Origin of the sequence: Dyella sp. (assembly GCF_051954575.1) — a bacterium.
In the GTDB taxonomy this organism is placed as follows: domain Bacteria; phylum Pseudomonadota; class Gammaproteobacteria; order Xanthomonadales; family Rhodanobacteraceae; genus Dyella_B.
The window spans coordinates 40,484-54,523 of sequence record NZ_JBQCHP010000035.1 but is presented as its reverse complement, the minus strand read 5'-3'; the positions used below and the strand labels follow the sequence as shown (position 1 = coordinate 54,523).

Genomic DNA, 14,040 nt, shown 5'->3' with positions numbered 1-14,040 from the left:
GCTCAAACGATGGTGTGCCCGTGGCACGTGTTGCCACCTTGATGAGGCCTTATACATAGATGCAGCCGGCCTTCGGGGAATGAAAAAAGCGGTTGACGTAGGGGGCGAGTCCATACATAGGTTGGGGTGCAAACCCCAACGCCGCCATGCCTGAGAGATCAAATGTTGGGGTTTACACCCCAACCTACGTTAGAACGGCAGCTTCAACGACGGATCCACCGCAAGCAATTGCGCCCGGAATACATCCTGGATGCGCTTGAGCGCCTGCTCGTTGTCCGCATCAAAGCGCAAGACCAGGATTGGCGTGGTGTTGGACGGACGCACCAGGCCCCAGCCGTCCGGCCAGTCGGCGCGGACGCCATCGATGGTCACCAGCGTGGCGTCGCCGAAATTCGCCTTTTCGCGGAATTTTTCGATAAAGCGGTAATGTTCGCCCTCGGCCATTTCCACCTTGAGCTCCGGCGTGGAAACGCCCTTAGGGCAGGTGGCGAAGATGTCTTCCGGCGTGCGGCCTTCGATGTCGCCGGCGAGGATTTCCAGCAGGCGCGCGCCGGCGTAGATGCCGTCGTCGAATCCGTACCAGCGCTCCTTGAAGAAGAAATGGCCGCTCATTTCGCCAGCCAGTTCCGCGCCGGTTTCGCGCATCTTCGCCTTGATCAGCGAATGGCCGGTGCGCCACATCAGCGGACTGCCGCCGGCATCGAGGATCTGGCCTTTCAGGTGGCCAGTGCATTTGACGTCGTAGATGATCGTCGCGCCAGGCTGGCGCGACAGCACGTCGCGCGCAAACAGCATCAGCGTGCGGTCGGGGAAGATGATCTCGCCGCTGCGCGTGACCACGCCGAGACGATCGCCGTCGCCGTCGAACGCGAGGCCGAGATCGGCGCCGGTCTGCTTCACCGAAAGAATCAGGTCTTCCAAGTTGTGCGGATCGGACGGATCGGGATGATGATTGGGGAAGCTGCCATCCACTTCGCAATACAGCGGAATCACTTCGCAGCCGATGCCTTCCAGCACCTGCGGCGCCACCGCGCCCGGGATGCCGTTGCCGCAGTCGACCACGATCTTCAGCGGGCGCTCGGTCTGCACGTCCGCGGTGATGCGTTCGATGTAGTCGGGCACCACGTCGACCAGGCGCAGCGTGCCGCCCCCGTCGGATTCGAGCGCGCCGGTGGTGATGCGCTGGTAGAGATCCTGGATCGCACCTTCGGACAGCGTTTCGCCGCCGACCACGATCTTGAAGCCGTTGTAGTCCGGCGGATTGTGGCTGCCGGTCACCGCCACGCCGCAGCCGGTGTTGAAGCGATAGGCGGCGTAGTAGACCACCGGCGTCGGCACTGCGCCCACGTCGATCACGTCGACGCCCGCCAGGCGCAGGCCATCGGCCAGCGCACCCGCCAGTTCCGGACCAGACAGGCGGCCATCACGGCCGACCACGATTTCGCGCAGGCCCTTCTCGCGCATCACCGTGCCGATCGACTGGCCGAGCAGTTTGGCCACGCCGGGCGTAAGGCTCTTGCCCACCACACCGCGCACGTCGTAGGCGCGGAAGATCGCTGGGTCGACATTGATCTGCGTGGGCGTCGCTGGCGCCGATTTGGCGGCGGGCGCCGGGGCGGCTTTGACAGGTTCCGGTTTGGGTTGAGCCTCCACGATATCCGACAACGTCTGTTCCTCGAGCGTAGGCGCACGGCTTTGTTTGCCGGCGCGCGTCAATAACCAAAACAAACCGGCGCCGCCGCCCAGGCCCACCAAGGTAAGCAAGGCGGCCAGCGGCCACGATGGCGGCAGCACGATATAGGCACCCGGCAGCACCGCCACGACATTGAACGTGCTGCCCGGCACCGGCTTGCCGGCGGGCTCCACATCCACCGCGCTGACGCTGCCGTTGGCCAGCAACTCAAGGTTGTCGCCACGATCGGTGCTCTGGTTCAGCCGTAGCCGGCCGCTGCTGACGGCCACACTGTCGAAGCGATCGGCCATCGGGGCGAAGGGCAGCTCGATCCATGCCCAGGCCTGCGGCTTCTGCGTCGTTCCCACTGGCGCGACCAAGGTGAGGCGACGATCGCCCGCACCCCTGAGGGCGGCTTCCACCGGCGGCCCGCCTTCGGCATCCGGCGCCGACATCAATTGCGCCGCCTTTGCGTAGCCGAACTCGCGATAATTGGCGTGCAGCACTTCGTCCAGTCCGCCGCTGTACAGCTCGATGTTCAGGGCTTCGGGCAGGCGCTGCTTGAGCGCCGCGATCACTTGCGGGCCGCTCGCCGGCAAGCCGCTCGCATCGATGCCGGCCACGGCCCGGTTCACCAGCTGGTGCTGCCGCACGATTTCTTCGGCCAGCACTTGCACGGCTTTGTCCTGCGCCGCGTGCACGTGCTCCACCGCGCTGCCTTGGTTGGCGATCAGCCAGGTCTGCCAGGCGCTGAATATCCCCAACGCCAGCAGCAAGGTGCCGCCGGCCAACATCAGCAACCGCCCCCATTGCACATCCGGCAAACGCGCTCGTGCGCTGCTCACTGCCATGCCCCGTTTCCCCGCAGTCTCAATGTTTTCCGGTCGATCCGAATCCGCCTTCACCCCGTTCGGAAGGTACGAATTCCTCGACCAGCTTCAGCCGTGCCTGCCCCACCGGCACCAGCAGCAATTGCGCGATACGCTCGCCCACCGCAATGGTGTAGGGCTGCGTACCCCGGTTCCAGCACGAGATCATCAAGGGTCCCTGATAGTCGGCGTCGATCACGCCGACCAGGTTGCCCATCACCAGCCCGTGCTTATGGCCCAGGCCCGAGCGCGGCACGATCAGCGCGCACCAGCCCGGATCGCCGATGTGAATCGCCATGCCGCTGGGCACCAGCGCGCTTTCGCCGGGCTGCAGCGTGAGCGGTTCGGCCACGGCGGCGCGCAGGTCCATGCCGGCGCTGCCGACGGTGGCCGCCTGCGGTAGCGGAATACTGTCGCCCAGGCGCGAGTCGAGAATCTTCACTTCGACATCGATCATCCGCGCACCGCCTTGTAGCGGCTGGCGACGCATTCGATCAGCTGGCGCGCGAGCGCGCACTTGTCGGCGCGCGGCAGCTCCAGCGAGCCGTCGGCCCAGTACAGCGTGATGGCGTTGTCGGCGGTTTCGAAGCCGAGGCCTTCGCCCACCTGGTTGGCGGCGATCATGTCCAGGCCTTTGCGGTGCAGTTTGTCGCGCGCATAGATTTCCACGTTCTGCGTTTCGGCGGCGAAACCCACCAGGAACGGGTGCGGCTGCTTCGCCGACAAGCTGGCGAGGATGTCCGGGTTCTCCGCCAATTGCAGCGTGAGATCGGCGCCGTCATGTTTCTTGAGCTTGTGCGCGGCCACCGCGTTGGGACGGTAATCGCCCACCGCGGCCGAGCCGATGTAGATATCCGCGCCTTGCACGGCGTCCGTCACGGCGGCATGCATCTGCGCGGCGCTGCGCACATCCACGCGTTTGGCTACCCCCGCGGGCGTGGCCAGGCTGACCGGACCTGCCACCAGCACCACCTGCGCACCGGCCTGCGCCGCCGCTTCGGCGACGGCAAAACCCATGCGCCCGGAACTGCGGTTGCCGATGAAGCGCACCGGATCGATGTCTTCGTAGGTGGGCCCTGCGCTCACCACCACCTTCTTGCCGCGCAGCACCTGCTCGGCGAACGAGGCGACGATCGCCGAGCGCAACTCGTGCGGTTCCAGCATGCGGCCCGAGCCGATTTCGCCGCAGGCCTGGTCGCCGGAGGCCGGCCCCAGGATATGCACGCCGCGCGCACGCAACGTGGCAACATTCGCCTGCACGGCGGCATGCGCCCACATCTGCTGGTTCATGGCCGGCGCCACGTACAGCGGTGCGGCGGTGGCCAGACATAGCGTGGTCAGCAGATCGTCGGCATGGCCGTGCGCCAAGCGCGCGATCAGGTCGGCACTGGCCGGCGCGATCAGCACGCGTTCGGCCCAGCGCGCCAGCTCGATATGGCCCATCGCCGCTTCGGCCGATTCGTCCCACAGGCTCACCCGCACCGGTTCGCCGGACAGTGCCTGGAACGTGGTGGGCGTGACGAAGTGGGTCGCATTCTCGGTCATCACCACGCGCACGCGCGCACCCAGATCGCGCAGGCGGCGGACCAGCTCGCAGGACTTGTAGGCGGCAATGCCACCTGACACTCCCAGCAAGATGCGACGTTCAGCAAGACTCATCGAGATGCTCTGATCCATTTTGCGTAAGCGGGGCCCGACGTACGAATAGACGGCTAGCTTACCGGATTCACATAAACCAACCGCTGTCCGGAAAGCACCTCGAACGGGATGCTGGTCACATGAGTATCCGACAGTGGCCAGAAAGCGAACGACCGCGCGAAAAATTGCTGGCGCGCGGCAGCGCCCATCTCTCGGACGCCGAGTTGCTGGCGGTGCTGCTCGGCAGCGGCGTGCGTGGCAAGGACGCCATCACCCTCGGCCGCGAATTGCTGATGCAAGCCGGCGGCTTGAACGCCCTGCTCGCCAGTCAGGACGGGGATATCCGCGCCGTTGGCCTAGGGCCAGCCAAGCGCGCACGCCTGGCCGCCGCGCTGGAGCTGGCGCGCCGCAGCCTGGCCGAGCAGCTTGTCGAACAGCCCTCGCTGCGCAATCCGCACGATAGCGGCGACTACCTCAGCGCCCGCCTGCGGCACCTGCCCTACGAGGTATTCGCCTGCCTCTATCTGGACAACCGCCACCGCGTGCTCGCCTTCGAAGAACTGTTCCGCGGTACCGTGGACGGGGCCAGCGTGCATCCGCGCGAAGTGGTGCGCGCCTGTTTGAAGCACAACGCCGCCGCCGTGATCTTCGCCCACAATCACCCGAGCGGCGTGGCCGAACCCAGTTCCGCCGACCAAGCGATCACCCGCGAGCTCGGCCAGGCGCTGCGGTTGATCGGCGTGAGGGTGCTGGATCACCTGGTGATCGGCCATGCCTCGCCAGTGTCGATGGCGGCGCGCGGGTTGCTCTGATTGGCAGGCTTCGGAAACCGCTTTCACGATTCTCGATTCACAGTGTCGCCACGGCCAAAAAAAACGGCGCGACCGGGAGGGTGCGCGCCGGGAGCCGCATGAGGGGAGGGTAGAGGGATGCGGCAGTCCCGTATCGAGCCAGCGGGGGAGACGCCGGAGATACCCAGCTATTGTCGCGTTGCGTCATGACTGGCGTGTGACATGTGCGGCTCCCTGCCCGCCCCGTCCGCCTGTCCAAGCCGGCCCGACAGCGGCTGGCAAGACTTATGCACACGGCGCCCCGAAGGCCACTTAGGGCCATATCACCGAAAAGCACATCAAGTTCACATTTTAATCCTTTGATTCAAAAGAACTAATTGCGTGACAAACAGGTTTCGGGTGCGCCTTCACGCGCCCTTGAACACGCCCCCTTCACTTTCCCCACAGACTTATCCACAAGTTCGTCCACTGCGCTGCAGCAGCGGCGCAAGCCCCTGGGCGACGGCCGTTCGGCAGAGGCAGAAGGCTCCGGCGCGGCGGTCTGTTACGATGCGCGGTTCCATCCCGATTCGATCCTCTCCTGTGAAAGAAGCGCTGCGCGAACTGGTCCTCACGGCTATGCGGACCCTTCAGGGCACCGGTGCCCTGCCCGCCGACATCGACCTGCCCAACTTTGTGATCGAGCGCGCGCGCAGCCGCGACCATGGCGACTTCGCCACCAACGCCGCCATGCTGCTGGCCAAGCCGGCGCGCGCCAAGCCGCGGGACCTGGCCGAAAAGCTGGTTGCCGCCCTGCCCGCCAACGCACTGGTGGGCAAGGTGGAGATCGCCGGGCCCGGCTTCATCAATTTCTTCCTGGCCGCGCAGGCCTATCACGCCGAGGCCGGCCGCATCCTGTCCGAAGGCAATGCCTATGGCCGCAGCCGCAGTGGCGCCGGGCATACGGTGGGTGTGGAATTCGTGTCGGCCAATCCGACCGGGCCGCTGCACGTAGGTCACGGCCGCAACGCCGCGCTGGGCGACTGCATTGCGCGCCTGTTCGAAGCTACCGGCTGGAACGTGAAGCGCGAGTTCTACTACAACGACGCCGGCGTGCAGATCCACAACCTCGCCATTTCGGTGCAGGCGCGCGCGCGCGGCATCGCGCTGGGCGATCCGGGCTGGCCGGAAGACGGCTATCGCGGCGACTACATTGCGGACCTCGCGCGCAGCTATCTTGCCGGAGACACGGTCATTGCCGATGGCCATGCCGTGGTCGGCGCCAAGGACGCGGACGATCTGGAAGCGATCCGTCATTTCGCCGTGGCCTATCTGCGCCGCGAGCAGGATCTGGACCTGCAGGCCTTCGGCGTCAGCTTCGATGTGTATTTCCTGGAATCCTCGCTCTACACCGACGCGAAGGTGGAAGAAACCGTGCGCGAGTTGATCGCCCACGGCCACACCTATGAGGAAGGCGGCGCGCTCTGGCTGCGCACTACCGACTTCGGCGACGACAAAGACCGCGTGATGCGCAAGTCCGATAGCACCTACACCTACTTCGTGCCGGACGTGGCGTACCACCGCAGCAAATGGCTGCGCGGCTACGAAAACGCCGTCACCGTGCTGGGCTCCGATCACCACGGCACGCTGGCGCGCGTTAAGGCCGGCCTGCAGGCGCTCGATTGCGGTATCCCGAAGGATTGGCCGCATTACGTGCTGTACCAGATGATCACCGTGATGCGCGGCGGCGAGGAAGTGAAAATCTCCAAGCGCGCGGGCAGCTACGTCACGCTGCGTGATCTGATCGACGAAGCCGGCCGCGACGCCACGCGTTACTTCCTGATTGCCCGCAAAGGCGATTCGCAACTCGTCTTCGACATCGACCTGGCCCGCTCGCAAAGCAACGACAACCCGGTCTACTACATCCAGTACGCCCATGCCCGCGTATGCCGCGTGCTGGAAGAACTGGCCGAACGCGGGCTGCCACCGGTCGATGCTGTGGCAGGCATTGCACAGATGGTCCGCCTGGACACCGAGCACGAGCAAATCCTGCTGAACGAACTGTCGCGCTACCCGGAAGTGGTGGAGGCGGCGGCCGCCAATCTGGAACCGCACCTGATCGCGCAATACCTGCGCGAACTCGCCGGCGCGCTTCACAGCTACTATCACGAGCACAAGTGGATCGTGGACGATGCCGAGCTGCGCAACGCGCGTATCACCCTCGCCGTCGCCACCCGCCAGGTGATACGCAACGGTTTGGATTTACTGGGTCTCAGCGCCCCGGAGAAGATGTAAATGGCAGCACGCAAGGGCAAAGGCCGACAGGCCGTTCGCAACAGTGGCGGCGGATTCCCGGCCTGGGCGGGCATTCTCGTCGGCATCCTGATCGGCGCCCTGGTGGTGGTGGTGCTGATGCGCCACTCGCTGGTGCCGATGACGCCCAAGGGCCCGCAACCCAACCCCGAGGCCACCGCGCAACCGGGCAGCGACGAGGGCCTGACTCCGGCCGCCACCAACACCGCGCCCAAGAAGCCGCAGTACGACTTCTATTCCGTGCTGTCGGAGAAGGAAGTACGCATTCCGGATTCGGAAATCAGCGCGCAGGCCAAGGCCGAACAGCAGCAGCAACTGGCGCAGCAGAAACAGCAGCAGGCGCAACAGGCCGCCACGCCGCCCCCGCCGAAGCTGCCGCCCAACGCGCCGGCGGCCGTCACGCAGAACATCACCGCCGCGCCGCCTTCGGCCGTGGCGCCACCGCCCTCGACCGGTCCCAGCGGTTACCTGTTGCAGGTAGGCGCGTTCCCGAGCGCCGCCGATGCGGAAACGCTGAAAGCGAAGCTGGCGCTGCAGGGTTTCGTCGCCAACGTGCAGTCGGTGAATGTCGGCGGGCAGACCTACCATCGCGTGCGCCTGGGACCGTTCCGGTCGGCCACCGATTTGGAATCGACCAAGCAGCGCTTGTCCGCGGCAGGCATCTCGGCCATTGCATTAAAGGCCGGCGGCTGACGTAGGTTGGGGTGCAAACCCCAACATCGCCATGCATGTGAGACCAATTGTTAGGGTTCGCACCCCAACCTACGAGCGTTGGCGCTTCAACCGGATCAACCCGGAAATATCGTCATCCCCATGCCCTTGCTGCATCAACTCGGCGTAATCGCTGAGCGCCTGCTCGATCACCTTGCGTGACGTACCGGCCTTCTCCGCAATTCCACGCACGATCTGCAGATCCTTGTGCAGCAATGCCAGCTTGAAGCCCACGCTGAACTGATTCTTCAACATCGTCGCGCCACGCTTTTCCAGGAACCAGTTGCCGGCTGCGCCCGCGCCCAACGTGGGAATCAGACGCTCCGGATCCAGTCCCAACGCCTCGCCTAATGCAAGACCTTCGCACACCGCCTGCGCAATACCCGCCACCAGCACCTGGTTGATCGCCTTGGTGGCCTGCCCGGCACCGACATCGCCGAGATGCGTAATGCGCAGCGCATACGCTTCCAGCACCGGCCGCGCGCGTTCCAGCACGTCGGCGTCGCCGCCAACCATGATCGATAGCTTGCCGTTCTTCGCGCCTTCCACACCGCCGGAAACCGGTGCATCCAGGAAATGCGCGCCGACCGCGGCAAGGCGCGCCGCGGCCTGCTTGGCGGTATCGGGCGCGACGGTGGAATGGTCGATCACGATGGTGCCGGGCTTGACGTGCGGGGCGAGTGCATCGACCGTGCTGAGCACATCCGCATCGGCGGTGACGCATAGCGCGATCACATCGCACTGCGCGGCAAGCTCGGCCAGCGTGGCGGGAGCGGTCACGCCGAGCGTGCGCGCCAGGGCTTCGGCCTTGCTGTGCGTGCGGTTGGCCACCGCATGCAGCAAACCGTGTTGCTTGAGATGTCCGGCCATGGGTTCGCCCATGGCGCCCAGGCCAATGAAAGCTGCCTTGATGGTCATGCGTGGTCCTGATTCAAATTGAGCGCGCGATGCACATCGTGGGTAACGAAGGGATTGTCCGGCGTGGGCGGTTCGAGCCAGTGCGGATGGCTCAAAGTATGCCGCATATCGGTCAGTCCACTCTGCCAGTGCTCGTGCATGGTCACGGCGCTGAACTCGTAATCCTTGTAATGGCCTTCGTACGGCTTGTCGCGGTAGATCAGATGGATGAGGTTGGTCAGCGCGCCGTTGGCGTAGCGCTCGGCGCGGCGATAGGCCGGATCGTCGCGCTTGTCTTCCGGCACCAGCTCCATCAGCTGGTGCAACAGGCGCTGCTGCTCGCGGCTCTGGTGCATGTATTCGGTGACCAGGCGCGTGCGGCTGGAATACTGGATGTCCTTCGAGCGCTCGGCCACGCTGCCCATGTCGCGCGGCAAGGCGCCGACGGCGCTCCACAGATCGACCTGGAAAACCAGCGCGTCACGGTGCGGCCGTTCCGTCAGCACCTTGTACAGCGGCGTATTGGAAACCATGCCGCCATCCCAGTAGTACTCGCCATCGATCTCCACCGCCGGAAAACCGGGCGGCAGTGCGCCGGACGCCATGAAATGCTCGGGCCGAAGCTTTTCCTGCCGATTGTCGAAATAAGCGAAGTTGCCGGTCCGCACATTCACTGCACCGACTGACACACGCAAGGTACGCGCGTCATTGATGCGATCGAAATCAGCCAGCCGCTCCAGGGTTTCGCGCAGTGGCGCGGTGTCGTACCAGCTGGACGTGGCCGGCGTGCCGTGCCATTGCAGTACCGGCGGCGGCATGCGCGGCTGGAAGAAGCCCAACTGTCCTTCGGTGATCGCGCGCCATGCGGCGAACATGTTGATGCCTTCGCGCAGCACCGAGGGCATATTTACGCCTTCCATCCACGGAAAACCCGGCGCATGGGGTAGCAAGGCCGACCTGCAGATGGTTTCCCAGAATTCGGTCAGCCGTTCCACCCGATGTTCCGGCGCATTGCCGGCAATGATGGCCGCATTCAACGCACCGATTGAGATGCCGGCGATCCAGTTCGGATGCAGGCCGGCTTCGGCCAGCGCCTGGTAGACGCCGGCCTGGTACGAACCTAATGCGCCACCGCCTTGCAGTACCAGCGCGGTGACCTTGTAGGCATCCTGCGCAGGATGATGCGGTAGCGCCTTGGACGGGATCTTGGTTGCGGCCATAAAGCTCCCTACGCGTTGTTTTCGGCGAGATAGTCGTAAACCACCGTGCCCAGATCGAGCGTGAGATCGGTGATGTAGTGCACGGCCGATTCCACCTTGAGCACCGGCAGTTCGGCAACTGGCGCAAGCGCATGCGGGTGCAGCTCCAGTGATGCCGGACCGGTCCATGCACCCTTCAAGGTGACGTTGCTCGTGTAGTAGCGCACCAGCTCGCAGATGCGCGCCGTGCCGTCCACGTGCGGAATGATCTTCAACAGGAAATTCGGTGCGGCCAAGCCGGCCAGGATCGCATCCGCATCGGCCGCGCGATGCTTGAAGCCCATCGTCGCCTTAGCCACGCGCACCTTGCCGTAATCGAGCGTGCCGACCAGCGTGTCGATCTCGGTATCCAGCACCGGCGTGGCGAGCTTCTTCGGGAAGCCCCACAGCTCACGGCCACCGGCGATCGGCGGATGGTCGTTGAGATACATCGCATGCACGTAGCCGCCGTGCTGGCCACGGAAATTCACCGGGATGACCTGTCCCGATTCGGTGTAGTCGCCGAAGCCGGTGGAATCGGGCATGCGGATGAATTCGTACTTCACCAGCGGCTCGGTGACTTCCAGCGGCTCAGGCACCACGGCGCGCAGTGCGTCCATATCGGTGCGATAGGTGATGACGAGGAATTCTCGATTGATGAAGCGATAGGGGCCCTTGGGGAACGCAGGGCTGGTTAGCGGCATGGCGAAAGCGTTGGCTTTGACGTCGGCGATTTTCATAAGCACGTCCTGTTGAATATGTCCGGAAGCCTGCTCCCTCCCCTACGTGCAGTAGGGGAGGGAGCAGGCTGAGGCGCAGCGTTACTGCATATACCAACCGTGGCTCACCACCACGCTCTGACCCGTCAACGCCGCACTCGGGAACGCCGCCAGGAACAGCGCCGTCTGCGCAATGTCCTCGACGGTGGTGAACACGCCATCCACCGTATCCTTCAGCATCACATTCTTGATCACTTCTTCTTCGCTGATGCCCAGCTCTTTGGCCTGCTCGGGGATCTGCTTTTCCACCAGCGGCGTGCGCACGAAGCCGGGACAGATCACATGCGAGCGCACGTTATGCGCCGCGCCTTCCTTCGCCAGCGTGCGGGCCAGACCGAGCAGACCATGCTTGGCCGTGACATACGCGGATTTCAGCTTCGACGCTTCGTGCGAATGCACCGAACCCATGTAGATCACCGTGCCACCACGGTTGCCCTTGTACATGTACTTCAATGCGGCCTTGGTGGTGAGGAAGCCACCATCAAGATGGATCGCCAGCATTTTCTTCCAGTCGGCGAAGGCGAATTGATCGATCGGGTTGATGATCTGCACGCCGGCGTTGGAAATCAGTACGTCCAGGCTGCCGAATGCCTCCACCGCCTTGTCCGTACCGGCGTTCACCGCCTCTTCGTTGGTCACGTCCATGGCGATGCCGATCGCCTTTCCGCCGGCTGCCTTGATCTCCGCCGCCGCCGCATCCGCAGCCTGCTGGTTGATGTCGGCGATCGCCACCGCCGCACCGCTTTTTGCATAGAGCTCGGCGATCGCCTTGCCCAGGCCGCTGGCCGCACCCGTGATCAATGCAACCTTGCCGTCGAGACTTGCCATGTGCCACTCCTTCGGATGGATAAAAAAAAGCGGGGCGGCACATGGAATCACCGCAGGATGTTTCGAAACGCATTCGAAACATCCCTAAGGCTCATCGCTAGCGCACGTCCTCGGAAAGATAGGTATAGCCGGTGAGACCTTCATTCAATGTTACAAACAGGCGCTCCGCCTGCTCGCCATCGATACCTGCCGCGGCAATCCGTTCGCGATAACTGCGTCGCAGCGCTTCCAGGTCATAGCCGACGTAGTCGAGCATCAGGTCGGTGGTATCGCCGCGGCGCTTGTGCGCAAACACATAGTTGCCGCCATCCACGCGCACGTTCACCGCGTCAGTGTCGCCGAACAGATTGTGGATGTCGCCCAGCGTTTCCTGATACGCGCCGACCATGAAGATGCCCAACCGGTACGCCTCGCCGCCCTTGAGCGGATGCAACGGCAGACTCACATCCACGCCTTCGGCATCCACGTAATGATCGATACGGCCGTCCGAATCGCAGGTAAGGTCGACCAGCACGCCGCGGCGCGTGGGCTGTTCGTGCAAGCGCGCGATCGGCGCAATGGGGAAGATCTGGTCGATTGCCCACACGTCCGGAATGGACTCGAACACCGAGAAATTGACGAAGTATTTGTCGACCAGTTTCTCTTCCAGCTCGTCCAGCGCCTGGCGATGCGAACGCTCCGCCGGCAACAGGCGCGCGCGCACTGCATTGGCGATGGCGTAATAGAGTTCATCCAGCCGCGCGCGTGCTGCCAGCGACAACTGGCCAAGCGCGTACAGCGTCTGGCCTTCCTGCAGGTGATGCTGCGCTTCGTGGAACAGTTCCAGCGGCGGGCGCGTATCGAGTTCGTCGTGCACTTCGCGCAGATGGCGCAGCACGGCCGGTTCGTCGTGGTCAGCGGCGGACAGGCTGCCCACCGGCACGGTTTCCACTTCGCTCACGTTCACCACCATCACAGCGTGGTGCGCGGTCATCGCGCGGCCCGCCTCGGTGATGATATGCGGCGCCTGCAATCCTTCTGCCTCCACCGCTTCGGCCAGCGACTGCACGATGGTGGCGGCGTATTGCTCGATCGAGTAATTGATGGAGTTGTGGCTGCGCGAGCGCGAGCCTTCGTAATCCACGCCCAGGCCGCCACCGACGTCGACGACGTCCAGCGGCACGCCCATGCGGGTGAGTTCCACAAAATAACGCGTGGCCTCGCGCATGCCGTTGGCGATGTCGCGCACGTTGGAAATCTGCGAGCCCATATGGAAATGCTGCAGCTTCAGTGTGTGCTTCAGGCCGGCCTGCTCCAGGCGCGTCACCAGGCTCAGCACCTGCGCTGGCGACAGGCCGAACTTGCCTTTGTCGCCGCCGGTGTTCTGCCATTTGCCCGCGCCGATGGAAGCCAGGCGCACGCGCACGCCGAGCAGCGGTTCCACGTTCAGCGCTTGGGCTTCGGTGATCACGTGATCGAGTTCGGACGGCTTTTCGATCACGATATGGATGCGCAGGCCGAGCTTGCGCCCGATCAGGGCAAGACGAATGTATTCGCGATCCTTGTAACCATTGCAGATCACGATGGAACCGGGACGCGCCATCGCCAGCACCGCCATCAGCTCCGGCTTGGAACCGGCTTCCAGGCCGAAGCCGTGTGCGCCGGCCGCCACCAGTTCCGCCACTACGCCACGCTGCTGGTTCACCTTGATGGGATAGACCGCTGTATAGCCGCCCGCGTAGTGCCACTCGCCGATGGCCTTGGCAAACGCACCCTGCAGGCGCGCAAGCCGGTCGGCCAGGATGTCCGGAAAGCGCACCAGCAACGGCAGGCGCAGGCCTTCGGCGCGGGCGCGCTCGACGATGTCAGGAAGGGAAAAGCCGGGGCCGTTCGGGCCATGCGGACGGATCACGATGTGGCCGGCATCGTTGACGTCGACGTAGCCATCGCCCCAGTAGGGTACGGCGTAGGTGTGGCGGGCGGCATTGATGGTCCAGGCATTCGCCATGACGGAATCTCCTTGCTAAGGATGCTCTGGTCGGCCCTGCACAGGCACCACAGACCCTGTGTGTCCGCATTTCTTCGGTCCACCGTCTCGACAGACGGCCAGTCTGCCTTCGCCGATGGCCCCTTGATCTGCGAACACACAGCGCCTGTGGCTCCTACGCAGAATCGACCAGAGCATCCTGGGGACGACGTCGTCGCAGCGGCGAGCCTTGACGAACACTAAGCCCGCCGGCCGGAAGCCTCGCACGCCGCGGGGCCGGGTGGACCTGATGGCTGCGCACGGCAGCCGAACGCGTATTGTAACGGCGCGCTGCGACAATTTGAGGTCAGTGCAGGCCT

At 64.4% G+C, this 14,040-nt stretch carries 11 protein-coding genes; 3 read left to right on the top strand and 8 right to left on the bottom strand.

All coding sequences use genetic code 11. The annotated features are described in order from the left end of the window. Window positions 1-189: 189 nt before the first annotated feature. Genes ACTHNE_RS05360 through coaBC form a run of 3 tightly spaced genes read right to left on the bottom strand, consistent with a single transcriptional unit; the run spans window position 190 to window position 4,200 of the window. Window positions 190-2,523 (bottom strand): phosphomannomutase/phosphoglucomutase, encoded by a 2,334-nt coding sequence (locus ACTHNE_RS05360; protein ID WP_440268711.1) that lies wholly within the window; start codon window positions 2,521-2,523, stop codon window positions 190-192. 19 nt (window positions 2,524-2,542) lie between these two features. Continuing rightward, the gene (dut, locus tag ACTHNE_RS05355) at window positions 2,543-2,998 is read right to left on the bottom strand and encodes a dUTP diphosphatase (protein WP_440268710.1); all 456 of its coding nucleotides are present in this window, start codon (window positions 2,996-2,998) and stop codon (window positions 2,543-2,545) included. Next, window positions 2,995-4,200, bottom strand: coding sequence for a bifunctional phosphopantothenoylcysteine decarboxylase/phosphopantothenate--cysteine ligase CoaBC (gene coaBC / locus ACTHNE_RS05350; protein WP_440268709.1), 1,206 nt, complete (start codon window positions 4,198-4,200; stop codon window positions 2,995-2,997). The genes dut and coaBC overlap by 4 nt, the downstream gene beginning before the upstream one ends. Before the next feature lie 119 nt (window positions 4,201-4,319). On the opposite strand from coaBC, the gene radC reads away from it, so the two are divergent. From radC to ACTHNE_RS05335, 3 genes are all read left to right on the top strand, one after another. Next, complete coding sequence (gene radC / locus ACTHNE_RS05345) at window positions 4,320-4,991, top strand: RadC family protein (protein WP_440268708.1); 672 nt, start codon at window positions 4,320-4,322, stop codon at window positions 4,989-4,991. 561 nt (window positions 4,992-5,552) lie between these two features. Then, window positions 5,553-7,244: an arginine--tRNA ligase gene (argS, locus tag ACTHNE_RS05340; RefSeq protein WP_440268707.1), complete on the top strand. Its 1,692-nt coding sequence runs from the start codon at window positions 5,553-5,555 to the stop codon at window positions 7,242-7,244. Then, a complete protein-coding gene (locus ACTHNE_RS05335) occupies window positions 7,245-7,955 on the top strand; it encodes an SPOR domain-containing protein (RefSeq protein ID WP_324937824.1) in 711 nt (236 codons plus the stop codon). It abuts the gene before it with no gap. Between the two features lie 69 nt (window positions 7,956-8,024). On the opposite strand, the gene ACTHNE_RS05330 is transcribed toward ACTHNE_RS05335, so the two are convergent. The 5 genes from ACTHNE_RS05330 to speA form a co-directional block, all read right to left on the bottom strand. Then, window positions 8,025-8,891: an NAD(P)-dependent oxidoreductase gene (locus tag ACTHNE_RS05330; RefSeq protein WP_324937826.1), complete on the bottom strand. Its 867-nt coding sequence runs from the start codon at window positions 8,889-8,891 to the stop codon at window positions 8,025-8,027. Continuing rightward, window positions 8,888-10,090 (bottom strand): DUF3734 domain-containing protein, encoded by a 1,203-nt coding sequence (locus tag ACTHNE_RS05325; RefSeq protein ID WP_440268706.1) that lies wholly within the window; start codon window positions 10,088-10,090, stop codon window positions 8,888-8,890. The genes ACTHNE_RS05330 and ACTHNE_RS05325 overlap by 4 nt, the downstream gene beginning before the upstream one ends. An 8-nt stretch (window positions 10,091-10,098) precedes the next feature. Beyond that, window positions 10,099-10,848 carry an acetoacetate decarboxylase gene (locus ACTHNE_RS05320; RefSeq protein ID WP_440268705.1) on the bottom strand — a complete coding sequence of 250 codons (750 nt, stop codon included), beginning with the start codon at window positions 10,846-10,848 and terminating at the stop codon, window positions 10,099-10,101. Window positions 10,849-10,929: 81 nt separating this feature from the next. Then, window positions 10,930-11,715 (bottom strand): 3-hydroxybutyrate dehydrogenase, encoded by a 786-nt coding sequence (locus ACTHNE_RS05315; RefSeq protein WP_440268704.1) that lies wholly within the window; start codon window positions 11,713-11,715, stop codon window positions 10,930-10,932. Window positions 11,716-11,812: 97 nt separating this feature from the next. Further along, window positions 11,813-13,702 (bottom strand): biosynthetic arginine decarboxylase, encoded by a 1,890-nt coding sequence (gene speA / locus ACTHNE_RS05310; RefSeq protein WP_440268703.1) that lies wholly within the window; start codon window positions 13,700-13,702, stop codon window positions 11,813-11,815. Window positions 13,703-14,040 lie beyond the last annotated feature (338 nt).

Coding starts and splice junctions, on each gene's coding strand:
- ACTHNE_RS05360 (WP_440268711.1), bottom strand. CDS start 2,523: ATGGCAGTGAGCAGCGCACGAGCGCGTTTGCCGGATGTGCAATGGGGG.
- ACTHNE_RS05315 (WP_440268704.1), bottom strand. CDS start 11,715: ATGGCAAGTCTCGACGGCAAGGTTGCATTGATCACGGGTGCGGCCAGC.
- speA (WP_440268703.1), bottom strand. CDS start 13,702: ATGGCGAATGCCTGGACCATCAATGCCGCCCGCCACACCTACGCCGTA.
- ACTHNE_RS05330 (WP_324937826.1), bottom strand. CDS start 8,891: ATGACCATCAAGGCAGCTTTCATTGGCCTGGGCGCCATGGGCGAACCC.
- ACTHNE_RS05325 (WP_440268706.1), bottom strand. CDS start 10,090: ATGGCCGCAACCAAGATCCCGTCCAAGGCGCTACCGCATCATCCTGCG.
- dut (WP_440268710.1), bottom strand. CDS start 2,998: ATGATCGATGTCGAAGTGAAGATTCTCGACTCGCGCCTGGGCGACAGT.
- radC (WP_440268708.1), top strand. CDS start 4,320: ATGAGTATCCGACAGTGGCCAGAAAGCGAACGACCGCGCGAAAAATTG.
- coaBC (WP_440268709.1), bottom strand. CDS start 4,200: ATGAGTCTTGCTGAACGTCGCATCTTGCTGGGAGTGTCAGGTGGCATT.
- ACTHNE_RS05320 (WP_440268705.1), bottom strand. CDS start 10,848: ATGAAAATCGCCGACGTCAAAGCCAACGCTTTCGCCATGCCGCTAACC.
- ACTHNE_RS05335 (WP_324937824.1), top strand. CDS start 7,245: ATGGCAGCACGCAAGGGCAAAGGCCGACAGGCCGTTCGCAACAGTGGC.